We start from the raw sequence: 25,293 nt of genomic DNA, 5'->3' as shown, positions 1-25,293 counted from the left end.
CGTACTCTGGTGCGGCGGAGAACAGCGGAGACCACCGGGCAAGGAGGAGCGCGATGTACGGCTGGATCTGGAACCGGCTGCCCGGCAATGCCGCGATGCGGGCGGGCCTCTCCCTGCTGCTGTTCCTCGCCACGGTGGCGGTCCTCTTCAAATGGGTCTTCCCCTGGGCGGAACCGCTGCTCCCCTTCGGCAACGTCACTGTGGACGACGGCGGAACCAGCAGCGTGCAGCCGACCGGGACGCCCTCGGCCGGAACGACGCCGAGCGGGGGCAGCTCCAGTGCCCCCTCGATCGACGGCGCCGCCCTCCCGACGTACATCCCGCGCGTACCACTCGTCCCGACCGGAGTTGTTGCCTGATGGCTTCCCGCATCCTTGTCGTCGACAACTACGACAGCTTTGTCTTCAACCTGGTCCAGTACCTCTACCAGCTCGGCGCGACCTGCGAGGTCGTCCGGAACGACGAGGTGGCGGTGGAGTCGGTCACCGCCGGGGCGTACGACGGGGTGCTGCTCTCCCCCGGTCCGGGTACGCCGGAGGACGCCGGGGTGTGCGTGGAGATGGTGCACCACTGCGCCGGGGCCGGGATCCCGCTGTTCGGGGTCTGCCTGGGGCTGCAGTCGATCGCGGTCGCGTACGGAGCGGTGGTCGGCCGGGCGCCGGAGCTGCTGCACGGCAAGACCTCGGCGGTCACCCACCTGGACGGCGGGGTCTTCGCCGGACTGCACTCGCCGCTGACCGCGACCCGCTACCACTCGCTGGCGGTCGAGCGGGACACCCTGCCGCCGGAACTGGCGGTCACCGCCTGGACCGACTCCGGCATCGTGATGGGCCTGCGGCACCGCGACCTGCCGGTCGAGGGGGTCCAGTTCCACCCGGAGTCGGTGCTCACCGAGGGCGGCCACCGGATGCTCGCCAACTGGCTCGCCGAATGCGGTGATCCGGGCGCGGTGGACCGGTCGGCCGGCCTGGCGCCGGTGATCGGCCGGGCGGCGGTCGCATGACCGCCCTGCGCCCGGAACGCGGCAGCGGCTCCCCCTGGGAGGAGGAGGACGAGCCGCAGCAGGGCGTGTACCAGGAGTTCGACCAGCTTGACGAGGAACCGTCCTCGTCCGAGACCCTCACGCTGCGGGTGCCCTCGTCGGCGTTCCAGCGGCAGCCCGAACCGGCGGCCGGCGGGGCCACCGGGGTCGGGGCCGCCGTCGGCGGTCGCGCCGAGCGGCGGAAGGCGGAGCAGCAGTCGCGGCGGCGCCGGGGCGGCAAGGCGGGCCCCAGGGCGCCGCGGCCCAAGGAGAGCCCCGGGATCATCGCGGTGCGGGTGATGGGGGAGCTGTTCATCACCCTCGGCGTGGTGATGTTCCTCTTTGTCGCCTACCAGCTGTGGTGGACCAATGTGGCGGCGGACGCCTACGCCAGCGGCAGCGCCAAGACCCTGGAGAAGCAGTGGAACCCGGGCGGCGGCTCCGGCGCGGGTACCGCCCTGCCGCCGAAGAACCACGCGCCCTATCCCTCCTCGATACCCCACGACACCAAGTTCGCGCTGATCTACATCCCCAAGCTGGATGTGATGACGCCGATCGCCGAGGGCGTGGACAAGGACACCGTCCTCGACAAGGGCCTGGTCGGGCACTACACGGGGTCGCTGGAGACGGCCTTCCCCTGGGACAGCTCCGGCAACTTCGCGCTGGCCGGGCACCGCAACACCCACGGTGAGCCGTTCCGCTACATCAACCGGCTGGTGCCCGGCGACAAGATCGTCGTGGAGACCGCCTACGACTACTACACCTACACGGTGACCAGCACCCTTCCGCAGACCTCGCCGTCCGACGTCGGCGTGATCGCGCCGGTCCCGTCGGAGTCCGGCTTCAAGCAGCCGGGCCGCTACATCACCCTGACCACCTGCACGCCGGAGTTCACCTCCACGTACCGGATGGCGGTCTGGGGCAAGATGACCCAGGACCTGCCGAAGAGTTCGGGTCAGAAGCCCCAGGCGCTGCAGGCCGGCTGACGCGGGGCGGTCCTCGGGATACCGGCGGGTGGCCGCCGGTCCCTCCCGAGGAGCTCCTGCCGCATGCCGTCCGCCCCTGCCCCCGTCCCCGCTCCTGCCACCGCCACCGCCCTGGTGCCCGTCCCCCGCCGCCGTTCCGGCCCGCTGTCGACCGCGCTGGGGCTGGTGGGCGAGCTGCTGATCACCTTCGGGGTGCTGGTCGCCCTCTTCGTCGGCTACTCGCTGTGGTGGACCGATGTGGTCGCCGACCAGCGCGCGGACGGGGCCGCCGCGAAGGTCCGGCAGTCCTGGACGGCCCAGTCCCCGCTGCCGCGCTCCGACGCCCGGCCGGCCAGGCAGGCCCCGCCACTGGTGTACCGGCCGGGGGACGGCATCGGCTTTCTGCACATCCCCAGGCTGGGGAAGGACTACCAGGTCCTGATCATGATGGGCACCGGCACCGACGTGCTCAACGAGGGCGTGGCCGGGGTCTACCAGAAGCCCTATCCGGCGGCGATGCCCTGGGCGGCCGACGGCAACTTCGCCATGGCCGCGCACCGGGACGGCCACGGCGCCAGGTTCCACGACCTGCCGGAGCTGCGGCGGGGGACAAGGTCGTGGTGGAGACCCGGGACACCTGGTACGTCTACACCGTCGACAGCACGCTGCAGCAGACCTCGGCGTACGACGTGGACGTCACCGCCCCGGTCCCGGCCGAGTCCGGCTACCGCCGGCCCGGCCGCTATCTGACGCTGACCACCTGCACCCCGGCGTACACCTCCCGCTACCGGATGGCGGTCTGGGCCTCGCTCACCCGCACCGAGCGGGTGGACCAGAACCGCGACCTCCCGGCGGAGCTGCGCTGAGGGCCGCCGCCGATGCTCAGTCGGTGAGCGCCGCGAGGGCGACGACCTTGCCGATCCTGACCCGGACCAGCAGCTCCCCGGCCACCCCGTTGCGGGCGCCGTATTCCTCGGCGCGGTCCTCGCCCATGTAGCGGGCGGCGATGCGGGTGGCCCAGTGCCGCAGCTCGTCGAGGTCGTCGCTGAGCGTGGCGGTGCCCTCGACCAGGGCGAAGGAGAACGGCGGCCGGTCGTCGTCCACGCAGAGGGCGACCCGGCCGTCCCGGGCCAGGGTGCGGCCCTTGACGCTGTCCGTCGCGGTGTTGAAGACGAGGTCGTCGCCGTCCAGCAGGAACCAGATCGGGGCGACGTGCGGGCGCCCGTCGGCGCGGGTGGTGGCGAGCTTGCCGGTACGGGTGCCCTCGCTGAGGAAGGCCCGCCACTCGGTTTCGGTCATCGGATTAGCCATGCCCCCATGGTCGTCCACGGATCGCCCGCGCGCACGGAGAAGGGCCGGGACGCGAGGTGCGTCCCGGCCCTTCGGCGCGGTCACGGTCAGGGGGCGACCAGGTGGCGGGGCGTCGGGCTACTGGCCGTTGCCGCCATTGCCGCCGTTGTTACCGCCGTTGTTACCGGTGTTTCCGGTGTTTCCTGTCGCCCCCTGGGAAGGGGGCTGCGAGCTCTGGCCGCCGTTGGTGTTCTGCGGCTGGGGGGCCACCCAGAACTGGACCGAGCTGTTGGGAGCCACCTTCGTGCCCTGCGGCTGGGACTGGCGCGAGACCGTGCCCGGCGCGTAGTTGGTGGGCTGGTCGTCGTTGCCCTGCGGGTCGGGGGTCAGTCCGGCCTTGTTCAGGGCGTCCTGGGCCTGCTGCTGGGTCTTGCCCAGCAGGCTCGGGACGGTGACCTGGGCCGGGCCGGAGGAGACCACCAGGGTGACCCCGGAGCCGCTCGCGGCGCTGCTGCCCGCGGCCGGGGTGGTGCCGATCACGGTGCCGCTGGGGACGGTGTCGCTGGCCTTCTGGGTCTGGTTGCTGACCGAGAAGCCCGCGGCCTCCAGCGCGGTGGTGGCGTCGTTGGGGACTTGCCGGCCGTCTGCGGGACCGCCTTGGTCGGCGCGCCGGTGCTGAGGTGGACGGTGACGGTGGTGCCGGCCGCCACGTCGGCGCCGGCCGCGGGGGACTGGGTGCAGACCTTGCCCTTGTCCGCGGTGCCCGGGTCGCAGGCGACCGGGGCGCCCTGGACCACCTTGAGGGTGCCCTGGCTGTTGGCGACCGCCGCCTGCGCCCCCGCGAAGTCCTGGTTCACCAGGCTGGGCACCGGGAAGGAGGTCGGCTTGGACTGTCCCTTGAGCGCCGAGGAGGCGATGAAGTAGGCGCCGGCCAGGACCAGCACCGCGGCGACCGCGAGGATGATCCAGGAGGTGCTGCGGTTCCCGCCGCCGCCACCGCTGTTGCCCGATCGGCGGCGGTCGCTGCGGCCGCCGTAGCCGTCGTCGTACCCGTTGCCGTTGCCGGTGTCGTAGCCGTCGCCGCCGACGTCGTAGCCCTGGCCGACGCTCGGCAGCAGGCTGGTCTGGCCGGCCGCGTCCGGGCCCTGCTGGGGCATCGCGGTGGTGCGGCCGTACTGGTCCGGCTGGCCGTAGCCCTGGGGCTGGCCGCCGTAGCCGGGCATGCCGCCGGCGCCGTAGGCCACCGGCTGGGCGGCGGCGACCGGGAGGCCGTCCAGGGCGCGCTCGATGTCGGCGCGCATCTCGTCGGCGCTCTGGTAGCGGTAGTCCCGCTCCTTGGCGAGCGCCTTCATCACGATGGCGTCGTACTCGGGGCGCACCTCGGGGTCGTACACCGAGGGGGGCTGGGCCTCCTCGCGGACGTGCTGGTACGCGACGGCCACCGGCGAGTCGCCGACGAACGGCGGGCGCATGGTGAACAGCTCGTACAGCAGGCAGCCGGTGGAGTACAGGTCGGAGCGGGCGTCGACCTGCTCGCCCTTGGCCTGCTCAGGGGAGAGGTACTGCGCCGTGCCGATGACCGCCGAGGTCTGGGTCATGGTCATGCCGGAGTCGCCCATGGCCCTGGCGATGCCGAAGTCCATCACCTTGATGGTGCCGTTGCGGGTCAGCATCACGTTCGCGGGCTTGATGTCCCGGTGCACGATGCCGTTGCGGTGCGAGTACTCCAGCGCCTGGAGCACGCCGGTGGTCATCTCCAGCGCGCGCTCGGGCAGCAGCCGCCGCCCGGAGTGCAGCAGCTCGCGCAGGGTGGACCCGTCGACGTACTCCATCACGATGTACGGGATGGAGATCCCGTCGATGTAGTCCTCGCCGGTGTCGTACACGGCGACGATCGACGGATGGTTCAGCGAGGCGGCGGACTGCGCCTCGCGGCGGAAACGGGCCTGGAACGACGGGTCGCGGGCCATGTCGGCCCGCAGCGTCTTCACAGCGACGGGGCGGCCGAGCCGGATGTCGTGGCCGAGGTAGACCTCTGCCATGCCGCCGCGTCCCAGGACGCCGCCCAGCTCGTACCGGCCGCCGAGGCGACGCGGTTCTTCCATGGTTCCAACCCTCTCCCTCGCCAGTGCCGAGGTTGATCCGTCGGTCCTGCGTGGTCTTCGGTGTGGGCATCGGCCTTGGGCAGACCGCTGCTTGCGGATACGCTACCGGGCCCGGGGCTGCTTCCGGTTCTCCAGGGCTACCTTGATATGAGACCGGTATCCGTTTTCCGGCCCGCCGCGGGCCCGGGAGCGACCGGCCCGAGCCCTCTTGATCACTTGCCCAGGTAGGCCTGCATCATGGCCTTGGCGATCGGCGCGGCCAGGCCGGAGCCGGAGATCTCGTTGCGCGCCGCGTCGCTGTCCTCGACCACCACGGCCACCGCGATCTCCTTGCCGGCGGAGTCCTTGGCGTAGGAGACGAACCAGGCGTACGGGTTGTCCTTGTTGTTCACGCCGTGCTGCGCGGTGCCGGTCTTGCCGCCGACGGTCACCCCGGGGATCTGCGCGTTGTGCCCGGTGCCGTTCTGCACCACGTTCTCCATCATGGTCTGCAGCTGCTGTGCGACCTGCGGGGTGGTGGCCTGGGACAGCTGGGTCGGCTTGGCCTGGTCGATCACCGAGAGGCCCGCGGTGCGGGTCTGGGCGACCAGGTAGGGCTTCATCAGCGAGCCGTTGTTGACGATGGCCGAGGCGACCATGGCCATCTGCAGCGGCGTGGCCCGGGTGTCGAACTGGCCGATCGAGGACTGGACGTTCTGCGGGCGGTTGATGCCGGTGTCGAACACGCTTGCGGAAACCCCCACCGGGACCAGCAGGCCGGGGTTGTTGAAGCCGAAGCTCTTCGCCTCCTGGGCCATCCGGACGTTGCCGATCTCGTCGCCCAGCTTTCCGAACACGGTGTTGCAGGAGACCTTGAGCGCATCGTTCATGGAGACGTTGAGGCAGGCGTCGCCCTGCTCGTTGACCAGCTTCTGGTTGGTGGTCTGCGGCAGGACGTACGGGTCGGGCGAGTCGGTCGGGGCGTTGATGTCGGTGATCTTGCCGGTCTCCAGCGCCGCCGCCGCGGTGACCAGCTTGAAGGTGGAGCCGGGCGGATAGGTCTGCCGCAGCGCCCGGTTCAGCATCGGGGTGGAGGCGTCCTTCTGCAGCGCGTTCCAGGCGTTGCTGCTGGCCGTGTCCGCCCCGGCGATGCTGGTCGGGTCGTACGAGGGGGCGCTGACCAGGCCGAGGATCGCGCCGGTGGTCGGGTCCAGGGCCACCGCGGCGCCCTTCTTGCCCGAGCTCTTGAACTCGTTCCAGGCCGCGTTCTGCACCTTGGGGTCGATCGTGGTGACCACGTCCCCGCCCTGCTTCTGCTTGCCGGTCAGCATGTCCAGGGTGTTGTGGAAGAACAGCGTCGAGTCGCTGCCGCTGAGGATGCCGTTCTCCACGTTCTCCAGCAGGTTGCTGCCGAACACCTGGGACGAGTAGCCGGTCACCGGGGCGTACTCGGGGCCCGCGACGTAGGCCCGGCGGTACTTGTACTTGTTGCCGTTGACCAGGAGGTCCTTGGTGACGGCCTTGCCGCCGGCGATGATGTCGCCGCGCGGGTAGCTGTAGGCCTCGATGGTGCCGCGGGCGTTGTTGGTGTTCTTGTTGAGCGCGCTCGCCTCGACGCCCTGGACGTAGTTCACCCGGATCATCAGCGCGAGGACCAGGATCAGGCAGAACACCGATACCCGGCGGATGGGCTTGTTCACGGGCGGGGTTCCCCTCCTGCACAACGGTCGGTCAGCTGCTGGTACGTGTCTGCTCGTACATATCTGCTCTTGATGTGTCTACACGGGTTCTATGACGGTGCGAGCACCTGGGTCGGTTCTCCGGTCCCCGGTCCCGGTCCCGGCGCGGGGGCCGGCGCCGGACGGCGGGCCACATCGCTGATCTTCAGCAGGATGGCCACCAGGGCCCAGTTGGTGATGACGGAGGAACCGCCCTGGGCCATGAACGGCATCGTCATGCCGGTCAGCGGGATCGTACCGGTCACGCCCCCCGCGACGATGAACACCTGGAGCGCGAAGGCCCCGGACAGGCCGACCGCGAGCAGCTTGCCGAAGGGGTCGCGGGCCGCCAGCGCGGTCCGCAGCCCGCGCTCGAACAGCAGGGCGTAGAGCAGGAAGATCGCCATCAGCCCGGCCAGGCCGAGCTCCTCGCCGACCGTGCCGAGGATGAAGTCGCTCTTGGCGGCGAAGCCGATCAGCCAGGAGTGGCCCTGGCCCAGGCCGGTGCCCAGGGTGCCGCCGGCGCCGAAGGAGAACAGGGCCTGGCCGATCTGGCCCACCCCGCCGCCGCCCGGGGCGGCGGCCAGCGGGTGCAGCCAGTCGGTGATCCTGGACTGGACGTGCGGCTCGGTGCCGGCCACCAGCCAGAAGCCGGCCCCGGCCATGGCCAGTCCGAAGACGATCCAGCTGGTCCGCTCGGTGGCCACATAGAGCATGATCACGAAGATGCCGAAGAACAGCAGCGAGGTGCCCAGGTCGGTCTCGAAGACCAGGATCATCAGGCTGAGCACCCAGACCGCGATGATCGGGCCCAGGTCGCGGCCGCGCGGCAGGTAGAGGCCCAGGAAGCGGCGGCTGGCCAGGGCCAGCGCGTCCCGCTTCACCATCAGGTAGCCGGAGAAGAAGACCGGCAGGATGATCTTGACGAACTCGCCGGGCTGGATCGAGAAGCTGCCGATGTGGATCCAGATCTTGGCGCCGAAGTCCGAGGAGCGGCCCGGCATGAAGGCCGGGACCGCCAGCAGCACCAGCGCGGTGAGACCGGCGATGTAGGTGTAGCGCTGCAGCAGCCGGTGGTCCTTCAGCAGCGCCATCACGCCGATGAACAGGGCGATCCCGAGCCCGCTCCAGATCAGCTGGTTCTGCGCGCCCGGGTAGTTGTGCGGCAGCTGGGTGGCCCGGTCGAGACGCCAGATGAAGACCAGGCCGAGGCCGTTCAGCAGCGCGGCGATCGGCAGCATCAGCGGGTCGGCGAAGGGCGCCCAGCGGCGCACCGCCAGATGCGCCAGCAGCGCGAACAGGCCCATGCCCAGGCCGTACTCCAGCATCCCGGCGGGGACCCGGCCGTCCATCGCCAGGCCGGTGTCGGCGTAGGCGAACAGCGGGATCATGACCGCGAAGACCAGCAGCGAGAGCTCGGTGTTGCGCCGGTTGGGCGCCCCCTGCGGAGTGATGGTGGCGGTGGCCGCCGTTCCCTCCGACGTCAGGAGGCGACGCACTGGTCTGCCATCTGCTGCTGTTGCGGGCTCAGCGAGGGCGGGGTGGACGGTGGGGTGCTCGGCGTCGTGCTCGGGGTGCCCGCGGACGCCGAGGGGAGCGGGGTGGGGGTGACCGGGTTCTGGCCGGCCGCCTTGGCCTTGCAGAGGTCGGCCTGGGTCTGCAGGGTGGCCACCTGGGTCTGCGCGTCCTTGAGGCTGCTCGCCGAGATGGTGCCCTTCACATGGGTCTGCTCGGCCGGCGGCAGGTCCTTCAGCTGGATGCTGGTGGCCTGGTGCACCTTCGACAGGTTGATCCCGGCCAGGCTCTGGTTGACGCCCTGGTAGATGGCCACGGTGCCGCCGCTGGCGCCCACGAAGTACTGGGTCTGGGTCCAGCGGTAGCCGAAGTAGCCGGCGCTGCCGACCAGGGCCAGCACCACCACCAGGACCACCACCGGGACGCCCCAGCGGCGCTTGCGGCCCTCGCGCTGCTTGCGGCGGCTGCGCCGGCCCCCCTCCTCGGGGAGGTAGTCCGGGTCGGTCTCGTCGGCCTGGTAGCCGCCGTCCTGGTAGCCCTCGGCGTAGTCCTCGTCGTAGTCCCCCTGCCGGCCGGGGGCGGTCGCGGTGGACGCGCCCGGCTGCGGGCGGCCCAGCGAGGCGGCGCGGGCGGCCGGGGTGTTCGCCATCGCGTGGTGGCTGATCGTCGGCGGACCGTCGGCGACCGCGCCGACCACGACCGGGGTGTCGGTGAAGTGGCCGGCCATGGTGTCGCCGTCGGTGACGTCGAGCACGTCGGCGACCACGCAGGTGATGTTGTCCGGGCCGCCGCCGCGCAGCGCCAGCTGGATCAGCTCGGAGACGGTCTGCTCGGGCGCGTAGTAGCTGCCGAGGGTCTCCTCCAGGGTCTGGTGGCTGACCACCCCGGACAGGCCGTCGGAACAGATCAGGTAGCGGTCGCCGGCCCGGACCTCACGGATCGACAGATCGGACTCGACCTCACCGGTGCCCATCAGCGCGCGCATGATCAGCGAGCGCTGCGGGTGGGTGCTGGCCTCCTCCTCGGTGATCCGGCCCTCGTCCACCAGACGCTGCACCCAGGTGTGGTCCTGGGTGATCTGGCTCAGCGCGCCGTCCCGCAGCAGGTACGCGCGGGAGTCGCCGATGTGGATCAGGCCGGCCCGCTGGCCGGTCCAGAGCAGGGCGGTGAGCGTGGTGCCCATGCCCTCGAGCGCGGGATCGCCCTCGACCAGCAGCCGCAGCCGCTCGTTGGCGCGGTCCGCGGCGGCGCTCAGCGCGGTCAGCGGATCGGTGCCGGGCACGTCCTCGTCCAGCTCGACCATGGTGGAGAGGACCTCGGACGAGGCCACCTCGCCCGCGGCCTGGCCGCCCATGCCGTCGGCCACGGCGAGCAGCCGCGGACCGGCGTAGCCGGAGTCCTCGTTGCCCTCCCGGATCATGCCCTTGTGCGACCCGGCGGCGAAGCGCAGCACGAGGCTCATGTGCCGTCCGCCCCCTTCCCTCGGTCCCCTGCGCGATGCCCCGGTGCAGCGTGCGTTGATGCATCGTACGGTGCCGTGTCCGGCCTGTCCGGGCGCGGGTGCACCGAATCGCGGTGCTCGCCGTCCACCCCCGGAGTGCGGGCCTGGTGCCCATGCCTCATGCGTGACTACTTCCGCAGCTCGATGACGGTCCTGCCGATGCGGATGGCCGCCCCGGGCTGGAGCGGAGTGGGGCTGGTGAGCCGGGTCCGGTCCAGGTACGTGCCGTTGGTGGAGTTCAGGTCCTCGACGATCCACTGCCCGCTCTGGTCGGGATAGATCCTGGCGTGGCGGGAGGACGCGTAGTCGTCGTCCAGCACGATGGTCGAGTCGTGGGCCCGGCCCAGGGTGATCGTCTGGCCCTGCAGCGCGACCGTGGTCCCGGCCAGCGAGCCCTGGGTGACGACCAGCTGGGTGGGGGCGCCGCGGCGCGGGCGCTGGGTCTGCGAACGGCCCGCCTCCCGCTGCTGCGGCGGCTGCTGGCGGCCGGTGGCGGCCGCTCCCGCGGCCGGGGAGCCGCGGCGCGCGGTGGCCGCGCGCTGGACCACCTTGGTGCCGAACAGGTCGCTGCGGATCACCTGCACCGCGACGATCACGAACAGCCACAGAACGGCGAGGAATCCCAGCCGCATGACTGTGAGGGTCAGCTCTGACATGTGGAGCGCGTCACCCTTCGGCTTGCCGGTAGACGATGGTGGTGCTGCCCATGATGATCCGTGAGCCGTCGCGCAGCGTAGCGCGCTGGGTGTGCTGGCCGTCGACCACGATGCCGTTGGTGGAGCCCATGTCGAGCACCACCGAGGGGGTGCCCATCCGGATCTCGGCGTGCCGGCGGGAGACGCCGGGGTCGTCGACCCTGATGTCGGCCTCGGTGCTGCGGCCCAGGACCACGACCGGGGTGGAGACCTGGTGCCGGTCGCCGTTGATCTCCAGCCAGCGGCGGGTGGTGGCGCCGGCCGGGCCGAAGCCGGAGCCGGGGAGGGGGCGGACGTTGCCCTGGCCTCCTTGGCCTGAGCCTCCCGGGCCTCCTTGGCCTTGGCCAGGGCCTCCTTGGCCGGGGCCGCCGGGGCCTCCGCCGGGTTGGACGGCGGGGAAGGCGGGGGCGGTCGGTGGGGGCGCGGGCGGCATCTGCGGCTGCCAGGCCTCGGCCTGGCGGCCGCCGTACGGCTGGGCCTGGGCCTGCTGGGCCTGCTGCTGGGCGTACGGGTCCGCGACGGGGGCGGCCGCCTCGGGGGCGGCCTCGACCCGGCTGCGCACCCGGTACAGGCCGGTGTCCAGGTCCTCGGCCTGCTCAAGGGCGACCTTGAGCGACCCCATGAAGGAGTAGCGCTGCGCCTGGGCGTACTCACGCACCATGCCGGCCAGCTCGCCGCCCAGCTGCGCCGAGTACGGGCTGAGCCGCTCGTAGTCGTGCGAGCTCAGCTCGACGATGAAGTCGTTGGGGACGACGGTGCGGTCCCGGTTCCAGATGCTGGCGTTGTTGTCGCACTCGCGCTGCAGCGCTCCGGCGATCTCCACGGGCTGCACTTCGGACTTGAACACCTTGGCGAAGGCGCCGTTGACGAATCCCTCGAGTCGCTGCTCGAACTTCTTCAGGGCTCCCACGGGGCACCCCCTTCCATCGGGCGTTCTCGGCCCGCCGTGCGGCTGCGCGGCGGCGGCGTACTAGTCGTCCTTACTGATCGTATCTACGCGGCAGGCCCGCGCGCGGTTCCTCGCCCCAGCCGGGTGGCACCGTGGGGTGGATCACGGTACGACGGCGGGGGTGCGCGGGGTCCGCTTCGGCCTGAAGCTTCTGAGCTCCTGTATGAAGAATGCCATCGAGGAGCGCCGGTCCGGTACGAGTCCGGCCCTGCAGGCTGAGACGTACCCCCGGATCCGGGTGGTCATCCGCTGATCACCCGTTCGGCTTCGGCCCGGCTCCCCGGGTGCGGCGCCGGGCCTGTTCCACGGGTCGTCAGGGCGTCCAGGAGACCCCTTCCGACGTGCTAAAGTTCTTCTTGTCGCAAGGCGCTGCCCCGGGAAACCAGGCAGTCGGAGGGCCGGTCGGTAACCGGTTTGAAGACACCGGGCTCCGTTCGGTAGAGTCAGCGACATCACTCAATGCGCGAGTGGCGGAATGGCAGACGCGCTGGCTTCAGGTGCCAGTGTCCGAAAGGGCGTGGGGGTTCAAATCCCCCCTCGCGCACATAGAAGCACCGACGAAAAGGTGCCTCCAGCAGAGACGAAAGTCGCTGAGGGAGGCACCTTTTTTCATTGGCGGCCGGTGCGAGGTGGCCGGCCGGGGCGCAGGCGCCGGGTTCTGGGGGGATCAAGAAATATCGGACGAGCCTACGCGGTGTCGTGGCAAGGAGGACTTCGTCAGCAGAGCCCAGTAGCGGTCCCCGTAGGACCAGTGCCACCACTCGGTCGGGTAGTTCACCATTCCGACCGCGGTCAGGGCCTCGATCATCACCGTCCGGTTGTGCTGAGCCTGCGGGGGAAGGTCGGGGGCCAGGGTGTAGCAGGCTCCGTTGCTTTCCTCGGGTGTGGCGGCCTCGGGGCTGCCCATGTCGACCTCGACACCGTGCTTCGTGCATATCGTGAGATCGATGGCGGCTCCGGCGACGTGGCCGGCTGTCTCGAGCGGCGCCACCCAGCGGGTCGTGGCGGTGCGGATGTCCGCCTCCGAAGCGTCGGGGTGCAACTGCCGCAGCGTCGCTGAGTAGTCGTTGAAAATGCTCTGCTGCAGGGATGGAGGCCGGTGTCCCTCCACCAGAAGCCACTGCCAACCAGAGGGGAGAAGTTCCTGCGCACGTACCAGCCGTTCCACCACCCCCGTCCGGAGATGTGCCCAGTCACCTGCCGGGTCGGAGCGTCGCTCGTCGACCCGCAGGACGCCGCGGCAGTCCACCAGCGGATCGTTGCACTCCTCGACGGGGATGACTGCCACGCTTGGATCCGACATCAACACCATTCATCCAGCCACCATGTGCCGGGCACTCTTACGCGCGGGAATCGATCTCCCGGACCTCACCAGCGCCGTAGCCGGCCGGGTGCCCGCGCCGGTGCAGTCGGAAAGGACCCGGATCTCGGTGACCCGGTCGAGCCGCGCGTGCCTTCGTGCCGCTCCGCGCAGAGCTGCGTCGCGGCGACTGCGCGCGCATATCGGGTGGGACGGCTGCTTGTCGTAGGTCATGATCGGTGCTTGTGACTCTCGTCCTGCCACCCCGGCTCACCGACTCTGCCCAGGTCCTGCGCGAGGCCGCTCACCGCCGGGGCCTGCATACCGTGCAACTGCCCAGCTTCGCCGTACCGGCCGACCTGCGTGCCGAGCACCTGCACGCCGGGCCCGGCTTCGCTGACGTCGTGGCGCCCGCTCTCGGCATCGCACTGCTGCAGGCCCCCATGGACTGGCTGGCCCGGCTGCCTCGGACGTACACCGGGCGGGAGATCCACCTGGTGCCGATCCGCGAGGCGTACGGCCTGCGCCGGCCCGCGTTCATCAAGTCGCCCAACGACAAGCAGATACCGGCGTTGGTCTACACCGACGGCTCACGGCTGCCCGGCCCGGACGAGGTGGATCCGCACACGCCCGTGCTGATCAGCGACGTGATGGAGTTCGCCGACGAGTACCGGCTGTACCTGCTCGACGGAGTTGTGCACACCGGCAGCCGGTACGCACGACATGGGCGACTGAGTCCTGGACCGCTCGACGAGGACGCGGCGGCCTTCGGAGCGGAACTGCTGGCCGAGTGCGGTGACACGCTGCCCTCCGCCATCGTCGTGGACGTGGGAAGGGCCGACGGCCGTTGGTCGGTGATCGAAGCCAATGCCGCCTGGGCGAGCGGCATGTACACCTCCGACCCGCAACGAGCCCTGGACGTCGTACTCCGGGCCGCTGGGCCGAACAGCGTCATCACACCCCGTGACCACCCGTTCCTCCGCGCCCCCAGGGCCATTGAGGAGTGACTGCCACGCGCTCGGGCCGGTGCCGGTTGATGAGGGGCCGGAGCGCGGGGCGGGCGGGGCGGGGTCAGCCGCGGTAGGCGGGGAGGCCGGTGCTGGTGGAGACCTGGACCGGGGCGGCACTGCCGTCGACGCGGACGGTGTCGACGCCGGTCGGGGTCCGGAAGGCGACGGTCTTGCCGTCGGCGGACCACGCGGGCGCGGTGGCGTCGGTGGTCAGGTTCGGGGTGAGGTCGTGGGCCTGGGCCTTCGGGGTCTGGAGGCTCTGCTCGAAGATGTGGTCGTGGCCGTTGACCGAGCGGACGAAGACGACAGCCTCGGTGCTGTCGTCGCCGAACAGGGCCGGCTCGGAGCCGGTGGCGATCCGGCCGCCCTGCTGGCGGATGTAGTCGTCGCGGATGTAGATGCCGCCGTTGCCGGTGTTCTCGTAGACCGCGCTGCCGTGGCCGCCGGCGGCGTCGGCCCAGGCGTTGAAGGTGGTGGGGTTGTTGGTGACCCCGTTGCCCGAGTAGTGCCCCAGGGGCAGCGGCGTGGGCGTGCCGTGGTCGGCGGTGGCGGAGACCGTCATCAGCGCGGACGGGAGGCGTCCCGCCTGGGCGAAGACGATGTTGTCCTTGGCGGCGACCTTGTCGCTCGGGGCGGCCTTGGCGACCTGCCAGGTCGGGTGGGACCAGTTCTGGCCGCTGCCGGCGACGGCGACCACGACCCGGCCGCTGCCGTCGGGGTTGGCGACGTCCAGGTTGCCGGAGCCGTCGATGAACGCGGCCTTGCTGCCGTCGGGGGACCAGGACAGGTCACGGACGACGGTGCCGAAGTCGCGGGTGGCGCCGTCGACGACCACGTAGCGGGTTCCGTTGCTGATGGTCAGCCCGCCGCCGGAGGTGCTGCTGAGGACCTTGCCCGGGGCCGGAGCGGAGGACGGCGCCGAGGAGGGGGTGGAGGAGGGGGCGCTGCTGGCCGAGGCGGAGCTGCTCGGGGCGGCCTGGTGGGCCGACGACGCGGCGGGGGTCTTGGCACCGCAGCCGGTGAGCAGCAGGGCGCCGGCGGCGGTGATGGCGGTGGTGAGGGAGATGGCGGCGGAGCGGCGGGTGCGAGCAGACATGGCTGTGCCCTTCGGGGTGTTGGTGGGGTGGTTCACGGGGGTGGTCCACGAGGAACCGCGGGAGCCGCTCCGCCGTGTCCGGACGGTGTTCCGTCCGGCTCTGTGGTTGCTGCTCCCTGCGATGAGAGAAGACTGTCAGCCGCTGGTGACAAGATCGTCGGCCTGCTGTCACGGCTGGGCAACAGACGGCGGTCGGTGGTGCTGGGCGAGGGGTGGGGCGGGTGTTGCGGTCGGCGTTCCCGCTGGCGATGGCTATAGCTTCGCCGCTGCTCAGGGCCGGCGGAATGGCTTTCGGGTGGCACCAACCGGCATGGCCGCTCCCTGACGTATTGTTCGGCCCATGACATGTTTTGATCTGGCCGCTGACCTGGATGAATACATATCTGGGGAGCCTTGATGGGGTGCGGGGCTGATGCGATCATGGCGGTCTGACTGTCTGATCGCCGGGGGATGGCCGAATGCTGCAAACGCTGGGGCTGAGTACTGAGGCCGCTGCCGTGTACCAGGCGATGCTCGATGCTCCGGGGCTCGGTGTGGACGGACTCGCCGCCGTATGCGGGCTGATGCCAGGGCAAGTACTCGAATAATTCGGCGAGTTGACGCAGTTGATGCTGGTGCGGGCCTCCAACGAGCATGCGGGGCAGATGCGTGCGGTGAGCCCCGAGGTCGGTCTGGCGGACCTGCTGGCCCGGCAGGAGGCCGATCTGGCCGACCGCCAGGCGCAGTTGGCCGTCTCCAGGGCCGCGGTCACGCGGATGGTCGCCGATTGTGCCCAGACCCGCGCCACCCACGGCGAACGCCTCCTGGGCATGGACGCCGTCCAGGACCGTCTGGCCCGGCTCGGCCGCGCCACCACCACCGAGGTCCTCGGCGTCAACCCCGGGGCCCAGCGCCCCGAGGACTATGTGGCCTCCCGAGTCGCCGACGACGACGTCCTGACCCGCGGCGTCACCATGAACACCCTCTACCGGGACGCCATCCGCAACGACCCTGCTGCCACTGCCTACGCCCACTGGCTGCTCAGCCGCGGCGGCGAAGTGCGTACTGCCCCGGTCCTGCCCCAGCGCATGGTCATCATCGATCGCGCCCAGGCCCTGGTTCCCATTGATCCGAGCGACGGCCGCAAGGGGGCTCTCCATGTCACCGAGCCGGCCTCGTCACGGCTCTGGTCCAACTCTTCGAGGAGACCTGGGCGACGGCCGTCCCCCTGGGGGCGGTCCGGACCGAGGACCCGGCCACCGGATTGACCGACACCGAGCGGGAGCTGCTGCGGCTGCTGGGCAGTGGGCTGACCGATGACACCGCCGGCCTGCGCCTGGGGCTTTCGACCCGTACGGTCCGTCGTCATATGGCGTCGATCATGGAGCGGTTGAACGCGGCCAGTCGGTTCGAGGCCGGGATCAAGGCGGCGCAGCGCGGCTGGCTCTGAGACGGCGGAAGGCGCCGTCGGCGGGGAGCGGGAGCTCCTGGTCATGGAACTGTCGGTCTGTTGTCACGGCTGGGCGGCAGGCGGCAGGTAGCGGTGCCGCACCATGGGTGAGGCGCGGTGGCAGCGGTTGAGCAGTTGTGCGGCGCGGTGGATCGCGGCGGTGGCGGGTGGACGGTCCGGGGGCGGCGTCAGCAGGAACAGCAGGAGATCCAGGCGGCCGGGTCCGGCGTTGCCGCCGGCGTATTCGAGGCCGTCCTCGGCGGTGGCGTGGGCCCAGAGGGCGTCGAGCACTTCGGCCACTTCGTTCACCGGGTCCGGGGCGGCTGGATCACGGCGCTCCAGGCTGGTGTAGATGATGTCCATCCGGGCTACCGCGACAGGGCGATGGGTGCGCGGGCTGGGCGATGCATGGCGGTGTGTCTCTCTCTCCGGATCGGCGGTGGCGGTGGCGGTGGCGGTGGTTCAAGCTTTGCCGCTGCTCAGGGCCGGGGGAATGGCTTTCGGCGGCACCAACCGGCATGGCCGCTTGCTGACATTATGTCGGGAGCATGACAAAAGCGGGGAAGAAAGTGGACGACGGAGGAAGGTGCCTTCGGCGGGGAGCGGAGTCCCTGCCGAAGGCACCTTCCTGTGTTGCGGGCCCTGCGGGTTGGTCAGCGGCGGCCGGTGCGGCGCTTGAGGGCGACCATGACGGTGGAGCCGGCGGCGAGCAGCGCGAGGGCGATGCCGGCGAGCAGGCCGGTGCTGCTGCCGCCACCGGTCTCGGCGAGGGTGGCCGCGGCGGCAGGGGCCGCAGCCGGGGTGGCGGGCGTGGTCGCGGCGGCGGGGGCGGTTGCCGCGGCGGAGGGCGCGGTGGAGGGCGCGGCAGAGGCAGAGGCGGAGGGCGTGGCCGAGGCCGAGGTCTGCGGGTCGCGGCGGATGGTCAGGACCTTGCCGGCGGCGCCGGCCGTGCTGCCCGACATGTCATCGACGTTCAGGACGAGCTGTCCCGCGGCGGTGGTGGCGGTGTACTTCACCAGGTCCACGCGGATGCGGTAGACGGCGGTGGCTCCGGGGGCGAGGTCCTTGGACAGGGCCGGGAGGGAGTCACCGGCCTCGACGGGCACGTACGTGGTGCCGTTCCAGACATTGGCCTGCAGGGTGACCTGGTTGAAGAAGGTCTGGACGCCCTTCGGGTCGCGCGGGGCGAAGGTGAGGAGGTCGCGCCAGTCCTTGCCGAGGGTGGCGCCGGTGTTGTTGGTGAGGCTGAGGGTCTCGTAGGCGGGCTGGCCGGGGGCGACGATGTCGTCGCCCTTGATGATCTGGCTGACCGGGCCGCCGGTCTTTCCGTCGCCGACCTTGAAGGTGGTGAAGACCGGGCCGACGGCGGCGGCGTTGGCCTCGACGTAGAACGTGAAGTCACCGTCGTTGCGGGGCCAGGCCTTGGTGGCGGCGAGGGAGAGCTTCCAGCTGTAGGTGGCGTGGGCCGGGATGGTGAAGGAGTCGCCGAACGCGCCGCCGGCCGGGTAGAACGCGCCGAGCAGTTCGCCGTCCTCCGCGTTCAGGGAGCCGCCGGTGGCCGGGGTCGCGCCGAGTGCGGTGGCCTGGAAGGCGACGTCGGCGGCCTCCAGCGGGATCGCCCCGGCGGTCGACCCGCCGGCCTGGGCGGTGAACTTCTGCGCTGTCGCGGTGTGGTTGGTGGCGGTGACGGTGAAGGTCTCGGCCGAGCCGCCGAGGGTCAGGGCGCCGGCCGGGGTCGGGGTGCCGACCGTGATGGTCACGTTCGAACTCGTGCCTGCCGGAGCGGCGTTGGCGGTTCCGGCGGTCAGGACGGCGGTGGAGGCGGCGAGGACGACGGTGGCGGCGGCGAGGGTGCGGCGGCGAGCGGACATGGCGGTGCCTTTCCAAGGTGAAGGGGTGGTTCGAAGGGGGTTCGCGGGAGCCGCGCCGCCGTGGTCGATCGTGGTCCGATCCGGCCGTTCGGTTGCTGCTCTGTGCGATGGGTGAAGCCTGTCAGCCCAAGATCATGGATCTGTAGGGCCGCTGTCACAGCGGTGCAACAGCGGGAGCAGCGGGAGTGGCAGGCGTAGCGGGTGGGACAGGAGGGATAGGTAGGGCAGATGGGACGGGGGCGGTGGGCGTCTGTGGGGGACCACGCGCCCGGTCCGGTCGCTGGAGGGACCGAGCACGTGGCGCTTGGGGGGCTTTTCCGGGGTCTCCGGTGCTGCCCGGTGGCGATGGCCATAGCTTCGCTAAACGCTGGGACTGAGTACCGGGGCTGCCGCGGTGTATCAGGCGATGCTTGATGCGCCGGGGCTCGGCGTGGACGGGCTGGCTGAGGCCTGCGGGCTGCCGGCGGCGCAGATCGGCGTCTGCTTCGATGAGTTGACGCAGCTGATGCTGGTGCGGGCGTCCAGTGAGCACCCGGGGCAGTTGCGTGCGGTCTCCCCCGAGATCGGCCTGGCTGACATGCTGGCCCGCGAGGAGGCCGACATGGCCGCGCGGCAGGCCCAACTCGCCGCCTCCCGCGCCGCCGTCACCCGCCTGGTCGCCGAACGCGCCCAGACCCGCACCCACCACGGCGAACGACTGCTGGGCATGGACGCCATCCAGGACCGACTGGCCCAACTGGGCCGCGCCACCACCACCGAGGTCCTCGGCGTCCACCCCGGCCCCGCCCAGCGCCCCGAAGACCTCGCCGCCGCCCGCACCGCCAACGACGAAGCCCTGACCCGCGGCGTCACCATCAAGACCCTCTACCAGGACACCACCCGCAACGATCCTGCCACTACCGCCCACGCCCACTGGCTCTGAACCCCGACCACTTTCGTGGACACTGGAAGTAGTTCACTCAAGTGTCAAGTGGGAAGTGCACGATGGTTTCAAAGCGGAAGAAGTACACCCAGGAGTACAAGGCAGAGGCCGTAGAGCTAGTGGTGAGCTCCGGCCGGCCCGTGGCTGAGATTGCCCGGGACCTCGGTCTGAACGAGGGAACCCTAGGAAACTGGGTAAATGCCGCGAAGAGGAGCGGAAGCATCAAAGACAAGCCGCTGACCATCGACGAGCGCGTCCATATGAAGGAACTCGAAGACGAAGTACGGAAGCTCCGCATGGAGCGGGACTTCCTAAAAAAAGCAGCGGCGTGGTTTGCGAGCCAGAACCAATAAAGTTCGCCTTCATCCTGCAAGTCCACGACGAGCAGGTCGGCAAGCCACGCCGCTTCATATATCCCATCAACTTCATGTGCAAGATGCTGGACGTATCGCGTACCGGATTCTACTCGTGGATCCGCCGTGAGGAGTCCGCACACGCACGACGCGATGTCGAACTTACCCGACTCATCATCGCTATCGACAAAGTCAACAGGGGTCGCTACGGGATCGACCGGATACACGCGCAGCTGGCCCGCCAGGGCGAGCGCGTGTCACCCAAGCGCGTCCGACGCCTGGCCAGGGCCGCTGGGCTGGCGTGCATCCATCCACGGCCCTACAAGGCCACCACCGTCCAGGATCCGGCGAACAGGCGCGGCCTGGTGGACCTCGTCGAGCGGAATTTCGTCCCGGAAAAGAAAGACCAGATATGGTACGGTGACATCACTTACATTCACACCGCAGAAGGCTGGGCCTATATGGCGACAGTCATCGACGGGTATTCGCGGAAGCTCATCGGCTGGTCGGTCGCTGACCACATGCGCGAAGACATGGTGATCCAGGCGCTAGACATGGCGATCCGAAATCGCCAGCCGGCACAGGGTGAAGTCGTCATGCATACAGACCGTGGCAGTCAGTACACCGGTAGTAAATTTCGCGACCAATGTCTTGACAGCGGAATCCTGCCTTCGGTAGGAAAGACGGGGATCTGCTTCGACAACGCCGCAGCAGAGTCGTTCAACGCAACCCTGAAAAAGGAATTGATCCACCTGCACGTGTGGACAACAATAAAGCAGGTCGGGAGTGCAATATTTGAATACACCGAGTCTTACTACAATCGACACAGGATTCAACGTGAGCTCGGCTACCTATCTCCCTATGAATACGAGAGTGGGTCCACACTAAGCGCAGCACTAGCAGCATAAAAGACTGTCTTCGAAATCGGTCGGCCTCCACTCCTCAGCCGCGGCGGCGAAGTGCGCACCGCCCCGATCCTGCCCCAACGCCTGGTCATCCTCGACCGCACCAGCGCCCTGGTCCCCATCGACCCCAGCGAAGGCCGCAATGGTGCCCTCCATGTCACCGAACCCGGCATCGTCGCGGCTCTGGTCACTCTGTTCGAACAAGCCTGGAGTACGGCTGTCCCCCTCGGCGCCGCCCGCTCCCAGGACCCCGAAACCGGCCTGACCGACACCGAGCGCGAGCTGCTGCGCCTGCTGGGCGGCGGGCTGACCGACGACACCGCCGGTCAGCGCCTGGGGCTGTCCACCAGGACGGTCCGCCGCCACATGGCGTCCGTCATGGAACGCCTCAATGCCTCCAGCCGCTTCGAGGCCGGCATCAAGGCCGCAGCGGGGCTGGCTGTAGCTCGGAGCTCGGCGGCGGGTGCCGCAGTCGTGAACCTCCTGTCCGTGCTCCGCAGCACGGACCGGACCCGGCCCGGGGCCGGGTGCCGCGCGGTCACTTGCCGGACGCTTCGGCGAGTTGCTTCAGAGTGAGTAGCTGGCGGCGGGCCATGATCAGGTCGCCCAGCGACAGCCCGGTGGCCAGCAGCCGGTTGGTCTGCATGACGACCTTGAGCAGCAGCCGCGTCCTTTCCGGTGACTCCGGGACCAGAACGTAGGACATGTGGCTGCCCATGATCCGTCCCGTCAGCTGCACTCCCGGATCGACTGCCACGATCCTGCCCAGCTTCCGGCCGGCGGACGTCGTGAACGCCTCGCCGACCTGCGGCTCCGGCAGATCCAGCAGTTTCCGGGGCGACCGCCGGAACCCGTTGTCGATCCAGTCGTAGGAGTACGGGGCAGCCCTGATCTGCGTGACCCACGGCCACACCTGCTCAACGGGCGCACCGATCGTCACCCCTCGCCACGCGCGCAGCGCGGGCCTGTCCACGAAGCGGTCGCACGGGTACTCCCGCACGACCTCGTCGTCGCGGACGCCCCATCGGTCTCCGATCACCTGCCCATTCTCGCTCTCGACGCCTCCGGTGCCGTCATCCGGGTGCGGCACAAGGCGGGTGCGGCGCAAGGCCGGTGCGGCGCTAGGCGGTCACGGCCTTCGGCGCAGCGCGGCCAGCAGTCCGCAGCGGATCGCGAAGGCGCCGAGGGCGACCAGCGGTACCGCGGTGACGGCGAGCGCGGACCAGGACAGGGCGTAGTTCAGGGCCGTCCGGTAGGTCGTGGCGAAGGTGCCGGTGGGACGCCAGGTGTAGTAGCCCCAGACCATGATGAGCTGGGAGAGGGCGGCGCGGACCGCCGCGTGGACGGCTCCGGGCGCGGTCGCGCCGACCAGGACCACGATCACCACATAGGGAAGGTATCCGGAGGCGATCCGGTGGGCGGCGTCGACGGTGCGCCCGTCGCCGTCCCCGACGACGGCGATCGCCGCGGACAGGGCGCCCGCTGCGAGGCCGGCGGCGAGGGTCGCCGCCCAGTGGCCGAGAGCTGGGCTGAGAGCTGGGCCGGGGGCCGGCTTCATCGTGGTCATTCGCATCACCCGGGGTGTGGTGTCGGCTGCGCTGGTACTGCCGGAGGCGCGGGGCGGGAATTCCCGCCCCGCCCGGCGGGAGGCCGTGGCAGGACGTCGCCCGTCACAGCCCTTCCGATTATCGGACGCCAATGACCGGCTATCTGGTTGCCACCTCACTGGGATCACCCGTCGGCACCGACCAGTGACAACGTGAGGGATGGTCGGTGTCAGTTGCTGTGAGCACGTTGCCGCCTGCTCGAAGGGCGATCAACAGCGCATCTTTGCTCGCGTGTTGCCGGGCGAACAGCAGACCGTAGGTCTGAACGAGTTCGTGCAGATCGTCGGCGGCCCGTTCCGCGTCACCCGGTTCGGTGGCCTGTAGGTGCAGGAAACTGTGGCCAGGGGTGAGATAGCCGATCGATCGTGGCCGACGTGGGGGACGTGGCCACGGTGATGTCGTCCTTGCACCAAGTCGGAGGGGTCGGCACCGCCGCATACGAGATGATCGGGTGATGTGGACAGAACTGATCGGCGCGCTGCCAGGGGAAACGGTTGTGATGCCGGCGGCGTCGGAAGCATCGATCCAAGCCTGCCAGCAGGAGTTGGGCCATCCGCTGCCTGAGGAACTCGTCTCGTTCCTGCGGGAGAGCAACGGCCTGCAGGGCGAGGACGGACTCGGTCTGGTCTGGCCGGTCGAACGGATAGCTGCCGACAACCGGGCCTTCCGTACGGACGTCGCCTTCGCGCGCCTGTATATGCCATTCGATGCGCTTCTGTTCTTCGGTGACGCCGGCAATGGCGATCAGTTCGCGGTTGTCCCGCACACCGGCCGCACCGATGTGTTCGCCTGGGACCACGAGAACGACGGTCGAACGTGGGTGGCACCCGCACTGGCAAGTACCTCGACTGGTGGCTGACCGGCCGGATCACCCTGTAGGCCCAGCGCCGACTCATGGCCACGACGCGCTTCTCGCGGAACTCAGCACTGCCACAGGAAGGCGGCCTCGGCGCAGGGTTCGCAGGTGAAGGCGAAAGCTGTTCCAGGGCCGCCGAAGTTCATGGCGGTGGTGTGGTCCGGACCCTCCTCGAACTGTGCGACCAGGTCCATCGGGCGGGTGCAGCGTGGGCACCCCGGTGTCTCGTCCCCCTGCAGCCAGTCGGGCTGCCCGCCGAGCTGTCCCAGGACACTTCGTAGGTCGTCTCCGCTGCGGCTGCCCCACTCCTCGCGGGCACTGCCGTAGTCGGAGGCGGGCAGGGACACCAGGTTCACGGCGTTGACGGCACCGAGATGGAGACGGCCCTCGTCCTCGCCAGGGTCGGCCATCGGTCGCAGCTCGGCGACGGGGAACAGCAGGGCCCGGTTGCCGCCGGCCGTCGGGCTCCATTCGTCGCACATCCCGGGATCGTTCTGGCACATGAATATGGCCATGGTCAATCCGTCTTGCGCGGCACTCCGATCCATCGGGCGGGGCAGATCGTCCAGCACGATCTGAGCCAGGAACTGCATCGGCCCCGCGCAGGTCGCACACGTGGGCCAGGACGTCCCGACCGGTGCCAGCGGCGTCCCCCGGTGCGTGTCACCAGCGCTTCGGGATCGCCCGGCCCCGCGTACATCATCAGCGTCGTCGTCACGGCTCCGGACCCTACGGCAGCCCACCGACACCCACCCACCTGCACCGACGGCCGGGGAATGCCCGATCTGCACAGAGCGGAGAAGCGACTCCACCCGCCACGTGGCAGGCGGCGAGTGGTGGAGCGATGGCCGTGGCCTGTGGCCCGTGGCCGTGGCCAGCGTGCCTGGTGGCCGTCAACACTCACTAGACCTCAAAGAGGGTCTCTGTCTGCGGCGGGACTGGAGGACACAGGACGTCACGGAGCTGGACGATCGCTTGACGCCATTCCTGGTGATTTATGGCTTCAGCCCATAGCTCAGCGAGTTCGGATGATCCAGTAACCACATGGTCCAGAGCGTCGACGGCCAGCATCCTGAAGTAAGCAGGAAAGTCCAGCGTCTTTTCCAGGGGGCCGTAGATCGAGCAGGGTTCACCGCCTGGGCACTGTGCGGCGATCAGGGCAGCTGCGGCTACCGCCTCCTGCGCCTTCCATGCGTCGAGGTAACCGGTGGCATTGGCAGCCCGCTCAAGGACCTTGCGGACCAGGTCCTCGCGGTCCTCCAGGTTGGCTTCGTCCAAGGTGAAGGCGAGGTCCGCGGCCTGGTCGTTGTCGAAGGGGCCGAAGTCCCACGTTCCCACGGTGCCCTCCCTGCCTGTCCTCGTCCGGTGGATCATTGCATCCATCACTGACATCACCGGTGGAGAGGAAAAGCCGGACCCATCGTCGCCGGGAATGGTGCCGGTGACCGCGAGGTCCGTAGCGGCAGGGTGGTGGGTGTGGTGTCAGTGGCACCCGCTTGTATTGCCCTGTGACTGTCTACGGTGTGATCACTCAACTGCCGGACCCGGAGACCGTGCGGTCCCGTTCCAAGGCCATGGCGATGTTGGATGCTGTCCTCAGCCCGGTATGGGAGATGCGCTACTACTCCTATGACGCGAGGTGGGGGCCCTCCGAGGAACTGGCCTCGATGAGGGATGGATGTGGCAATGACTACGCCGTCGTCTTCAGCTCGGCCGGGGTCTATGCCCAGGCGACGAACCACGAGTCGCCGATCAGTGCCTATCACTCTTCTCCGCCGGCACCGTGGCCCGGCCTCTTCGACTCCCTTCCGGATGTCTTCCGACGGTTCGAGCGGGAGCCGGCTTTCGGCGACCACAACGGTGTGCAGCGCGCCACTGTCTGCCTGTGGCGCGAGGGCGCGGACTCCGCGTGGAAGTGCGGTGACGTACAGATTCCGGACAAGGATGAGGATGACGCCGACGGTGCCGAATGGCTTTTCGGTCTCCTGCTCGAGGGCAACGCCGAAGCCTATGTGGTCTTCGCCGACGAGTACTTCGAGATGGCACCGGCCCTCGAAGCCGTCCAGCACGTTTATGACCTCAAGCCGTTGACCCAGGAGGTCGTCTCAGCATTGAACCCGGCTGTTCGGCTTGAGGACCTCGTCGAGGACATGGCCCAGATCGGGTATCCGCAATAGCTTCCAACTGGGGGCAGCCGCACGCCTTC

General features: G+C 69.7%; 29 protein-coding genes, 1 tRNA gene and 1 pseudogene. 15 read left to right on the top strand and 16 right to left on the bottom strand.

Features of this window, described 5'->3' with window-relative positions; translation table 11 throughout:
- Nucleotides 1–53 precede the first annotated feature (53 nt).
- The 4 genes and pseudogenes from ACXKR8_RS25455 (at nt 54) to ACXKR8_RS25440 (ending at nt 2,852) form a co-directional block, all read left to right on the top strand.
- A complete protein-coding gene (locus ACXKR8_RS25455) occupies nt 54–359 on the top strand; it encodes a hypothetical protein (protein WP_458275288.1) in 306 nt (101 codons plus the stop codon).
- Nucleotides 359–1,003 carry an aminodeoxychorismate/anthranilate synthase component II gene (locus tag ACXKR8_RS25450; protein WP_458266895.1) on the top strand — a complete coding sequence of 215 codons (645 nt, stop codon included), beginning with the start codon at nt 359–361 and terminating at the stop codon, nt 1,001–1,003. Before ACXKR8_RS25455 ends, ACXKR8_RS25450 begins: the two co-directional genes overlap by 1 nt.
- The gene (locus ACXKR8_RS25445; protein ID WP_458266894.1) at nt 1,000–2,007 is read left to right on the top strand and encodes a class E sortase; all 1,008 of its coding nucleotides are present in this window, start codon (nt 1,000–1,002) and stop codon (nt 2,005–2,007) included. Before ACXKR8_RS25450 ends, ACXKR8_RS25445 begins: the two co-directional genes overlap by 4 nt.
- A 63-nt stretch (nt 2,008–2,070) precedes the next feature.
- Nucleotides 2,071–2,852 (top strand): annotated as a pseudogene (locus tag ACXKR8_RS25440) (class E sortase).
- A gap of 16 nt (nt 2,853–2,868) precedes the next feature.
- Here ACXKR8_RS25440 and ACXKR8_RS25435 read toward each other — a convergent pair.
- The 8 genes from ACXKR8_RS25435 to ACXKR8_RS25400 form a co-directional block, all read right to left on the bottom strand.
- Nucleotides 2,869–3,297, bottom strand: a complete 429-nt coding sequence (locus ACXKR8_RS25435; RefSeq protein WP_458266892.1) for a PPOX class F420-dependent oxidoreductase — start codon at nt 3,295–3,297, stop codon at nt 2,869–2,871.
- Nucleotides 3,298–3,414: 117 nt separating this feature from the next.
- The gene (locus ACXKR8_RS25430) at nt 3,415–3,885 is read right to left on the bottom strand and encodes a PASTA domain-containing protein (protein WP_462100699.1); all 471 of its coding nucleotides are present in this window, start codon (nt 3,883–3,885) and stop codon (nt 3,415–3,417) included.
- Nucleotides 3,813–5,381, bottom strand: coding sequence for a Stk1 family PASTA domain-containing Ser/Thr kinase (gene pknB, locus ACXKR8_RS25425; RefSeq protein WP_462099850.1), 1,569 nt, complete (start codon nt 5,379–5,381; stop codon nt 3,813–3,815). The genes ACXKR8_RS25430 and pknB overlap by 73 nt, the downstream gene beginning before the upstream one ends.
- 212 nt (nt 5,382–5,593) lie before the next feature.
- Complete coding sequence (locus ACXKR8_RS25420) at nt 5,594–7,060, bottom strand: peptidoglycan D,D-transpeptidase FtsI family protein (protein ID WP_458266890.1); 1,467 nt, start codon at nt 7,058–7,060, stop codon at nt 5,594–5,596.
- Nucleotides 7,061–7,149: 89 nt separating this feature from the next.
- The gene (locus ACXKR8_RS25415; protein ID WP_458266889.1) at nt 7,150–8,577 is read right to left on the bottom strand and encodes an FtsW/RodA/SpoVE family cell cycle protein; all 1,428 of its coding nucleotides are present in this window, start codon (nt 8,575–8,577) and stop codon (nt 7,150–7,152) included.
- The gene (locus ACXKR8_RS25410; RefSeq protein WP_458266888.1) at nt 8,562–10,055 is read right to left on the bottom strand and encodes a PP2C family protein-serine/threonine phosphatase; all 1,494 of its coding nucleotides are present in this window, start codon (nt 10,053–10,055) and stop codon (nt 8,562–8,564) included. Before ACXKR8_RS25410 ends, ACXKR8_RS25415 begins: the two co-directional genes overlap by 16 nt.
- A gap of 167 nt (nt 10,056–10,222) precedes the next feature.
- Nucleotides 10,223–10,750, bottom strand: coding sequence for an FHA domain-containing protein FhaB/FipA (locus ACXKR8_RS25405; protein ID WP_458266887.1), 528 nt, complete (start codon nt 10,748–10,750; stop codon nt 10,223–10,225).
- Nucleotides 10,751–10,760: 10 nt separating this feature from the next.
- Nucleotides 10,761–11,699 (bottom strand): FhaA domain-containing protein, encoded by a 939-nt coding sequence (locus tag ACXKR8_RS25400; protein ID WP_458266886.1) that lies wholly within the window; start codon nt 11,697–11,699, stop codon nt 10,761–10,763.
- A 500-nt stretch (nt 11,700–12,199) separates the two neighbouring features.
- On the opposite strand from ACXKR8_RS25400, the gene ACXKR8_RS25395 reads away from it, so the two are divergent.
- Nucleotides 12,200–12,282: transfer RNA gene (locus tag ACXKR8_RS25395), tRNA-Leu, on the top strand.
- Between the two features lie 123 nt (nt 12,283–12,405).
- Here ACXKR8_RS25395 and ACXKR8_RS25390 read toward each other — a convergent pair.
- Nucleotides 12,406–13,026, bottom strand: coding sequence for a M15 family metallopeptidase (locus ACXKR8_RS25390; protein WP_458266885.1), 621 nt, complete (start codon nt 13,024–13,026; stop codon nt 12,406–12,408).
- 257 nt (nt 13,027–13,283) lie between these two features.
- On the opposite strand from ACXKR8_RS25390, the gene ACXKR8_RS25385 reads away from it, so the two are divergent.
- Complete coding sequence (locus ACXKR8_RS25385; RefSeq protein ID WP_458266884.1) at nt 13,284–14,045, top strand: ATP-grasp domain-containing protein; 762 nt, start codon at nt 13,284–13,286, stop codon at nt 14,043–14,045.
- A 64-nt stretch (nt 14,046–14,109) separates the two neighbouring features.
- Here ACXKR8_RS25385 and ACXKR8_RS25380 read toward each other — a convergent pair whose 3' ends face one another.
- A complete protein-coding gene (locus ACXKR8_RS25380; protein WP_458266883.1) occupies nt 14,110–15,144 on the bottom strand; it encodes a TolB-like translocation protein in 1,035 nt (344 codons plus the stop codon).
- Nucleotides 15,145–15,740: 596 nt separating this feature from the next.
- Here ACXKR8_RS25380 and ACXKR8_RS25375 point away from each other — a divergent pair.
- Together ACXKR8_RS25375 and ACXKR8_RS25370 are read left to right on the top strand one after the other, a co-directional pair.
- Nucleotides 15,741–16,391, top strand: coding sequence for a hypothetical protein (locus ACXKR8_RS25375; protein WP_458266882.1), 651 nt, complete (start codon nt 15,741–15,743; stop codon nt 16,389–16,391).
- Nucleotides 16,388–16,573: a response regulator transcription factor gene (locus tag ACXKR8_RS25370; RefSeq protein WP_458266881.1), complete on the top strand. Its 186-nt coding sequence runs from the start codon at nt 16,388–16,390 to the stop codon at nt 16,571–16,573. Before ACXKR8_RS25375 ends, ACXKR8_RS25370 begins: the two co-directional genes overlap by 4 nt.
- Nucleotides 16,574–16,636: 63 nt before the next feature.
- On the opposite strand, the gene ACXKR8_RS25365 is transcribed toward ACXKR8_RS25370, so the two are convergent.
- Nucleotides 16,637–16,936, bottom strand: coding sequence for a hypothetical protein (locus ACXKR8_RS25365; protein ID WP_458266880.1), 300 nt, complete (start codon nt 16,934–16,936; stop codon nt 16,637–16,639).
- Nucleotides 16,937–17,226: 290 nt separating this feature from the next.
- Nucleotides 17,227–18,444 carry an LAETG motif-containing sortase-dependent surface protein gene (locus tag ACXKR8_RS25360; protein WP_462099849.1) on the bottom strand — a complete coding sequence of 406 codons (1,218 nt, stop codon included), beginning with the start codon at nt 18,442–18,444 and terminating at the stop codon, nt 17,227–17,229.
- A 406-nt stretch (nt 18,445–18,850) separates the two neighbouring features.
- On the opposite strand from ACXKR8_RS25360, the gene ACXKR8_RS25355 reads away from it, so the two are divergent.
- The 4 genes from ACXKR8_RS25355 to ACXKR8_RS25340 all read left to right on the top strand — a co-directional run bounded on the left by ACXKR8_RS25355 (nt 18,851) and on the right by ACXKR8_RS25340 (nt 21,200).
- On the top strand, nt 18,851–19,366 hold the full coding sequence (locus ACXKR8_RS25355; RefSeq protein ID WP_458266878.1) for a hypothetical protein: 516 nt from the start codon (nt 18,851–18,853) through the stop codon (nt 19,364–19,366).
- 62 nt (nt 19,367–19,428) lie between these two features.
- A complete protein-coding gene (locus ACXKR8_RS25350) occupies nt 19,429–19,719 on the top strand; it encodes a transposase (RefSeq protein ID WP_458266877.1) in 291 nt (96 codons plus the stop codon).
- Nucleotides 19,695–20,627, top strand: a complete 933-nt coding sequence (locus tag ACXKR8_RS25345; RefSeq protein WP_458266876.1) for an IS3 family transposase — start codon at nt 19,695–19,697, stop codon at nt 20,625–20,627. Before ACXKR8_RS25350 ends, ACXKR8_RS25345 begins: the two co-directional genes overlap by 25 nt.
- Before the next feature lie 51 nt (nt 20,628–20,678).
- On the top strand, nt 20,679–21,200 hold the full coding sequence (locus ACXKR8_RS25340) for a LuxR C-terminal-related transcriptional regulator (RefSeq protein WP_458266875.1): 522 nt from the start codon (nt 20,679–20,681) through the stop codon (nt 21,198–21,200).
- Here the strand turns inward: ACXKR8_RS25340 and ACXKR8_RS25335 are convergent.
- Nucleotides 21,163–21,732, bottom strand: a complete 570-nt coding sequence (locus ACXKR8_RS25335) for an SRPBCC family protein (protein ID WP_458266874.1) — start codon at nt 21,730–21,732, stop codon at nt 21,163–21,165. The genes ACXKR8_RS25340 and ACXKR8_RS25335 overlap by 38 nt on opposite strands.
- 21 nt (nt 21,733–21,753) lie before the next feature.
- Nucleotides 21,754–22,191 carry a hypothetical protein gene (locus ACXKR8_RS25330; RefSeq protein ID WP_458266873.1) on the bottom strand — a complete coding sequence of 146 codons (438 nt, stop codon included), beginning with the start codon at nt 22,189–22,191 and terminating at the stop codon, nt 21,754–21,756.
- Nucleotides 22,192–22,390: 199 nt separating this feature from the next.
- Here ACXKR8_RS25330 and ACXKR8_RS25325 point away from each other — a divergent pair, with 199 nt between their 5' ends.
- Nucleotides 22,391–22,555, top strand: a complete 165-nt coding sequence (locus ACXKR8_RS25325; protein ID WP_458266872.1) for a hypothetical protein — start codon at nt 22,391–22,393, stop codon at nt 22,553–22,555.
- A gap of 130 nt (nt 22,556–22,685) precedes the next feature.
- The gene (locus ACXKR8_RS25320) at nt 22,686–23,090 is read left to right on the top strand and encodes an SMI1/KNR4 family protein (protein ID WP_462099848.1); all 405 of its coding nucleotides are present in this window, start codon (nt 22,686–22,688) and stop codon (nt 23,088–23,090) included.
- A 62-nt stretch (nt 23,091–23,152) separates the two neighbouring features.
- Here the strand turns inward: ACXKR8_RS25320 and ACXKR8_RS25315 are convergent, their stop codons facing one another.
- Complete coding sequence (locus ACXKR8_RS25315) at nt 23,153–23,590, bottom strand: hypothetical protein (protein WP_462099847.1); 438 nt, start codon at nt 23,588–23,590, stop codon at nt 23,153–23,155.
- Between the two features lie 400 nt (nt 23,591–23,990).
- Nucleotides 23,991–24,470: a DUF4259 domain-containing protein gene (locus tag ACXKR8_RS25310; RefSeq protein WP_458266869.1), complete on the bottom strand. Its 480-nt coding sequence runs from the start codon at nt 24,468–24,470 to the stop codon at nt 23,991–23,993.
- A 140-nt stretch (nt 24,471–24,610) separates the two neighbouring features.
- On the opposite strand from ACXKR8_RS25310, the gene ACXKR8_RS25305 reads away from it, so the two are divergent.
- Entirely contained in the window at nt 24,611–25,264 is a 654-nt protein-coding gene (locus tag ACXKR8_RS25305) for a hypothetical protein (protein ID WP_458266868.1), read from the top strand.
- Nucleotides 25,265–25,293 lie beyond the last annotated feature (29 nt).

The sequence above is a fragment of the Streptacidiphilus sp. PAMC 29251 genome, from assembly GCF_054208735.2.
Note: the sequence above shows the minus strand (reverse complement) of the source record. Positions and strands in the feature narration are given on the sequence as shown.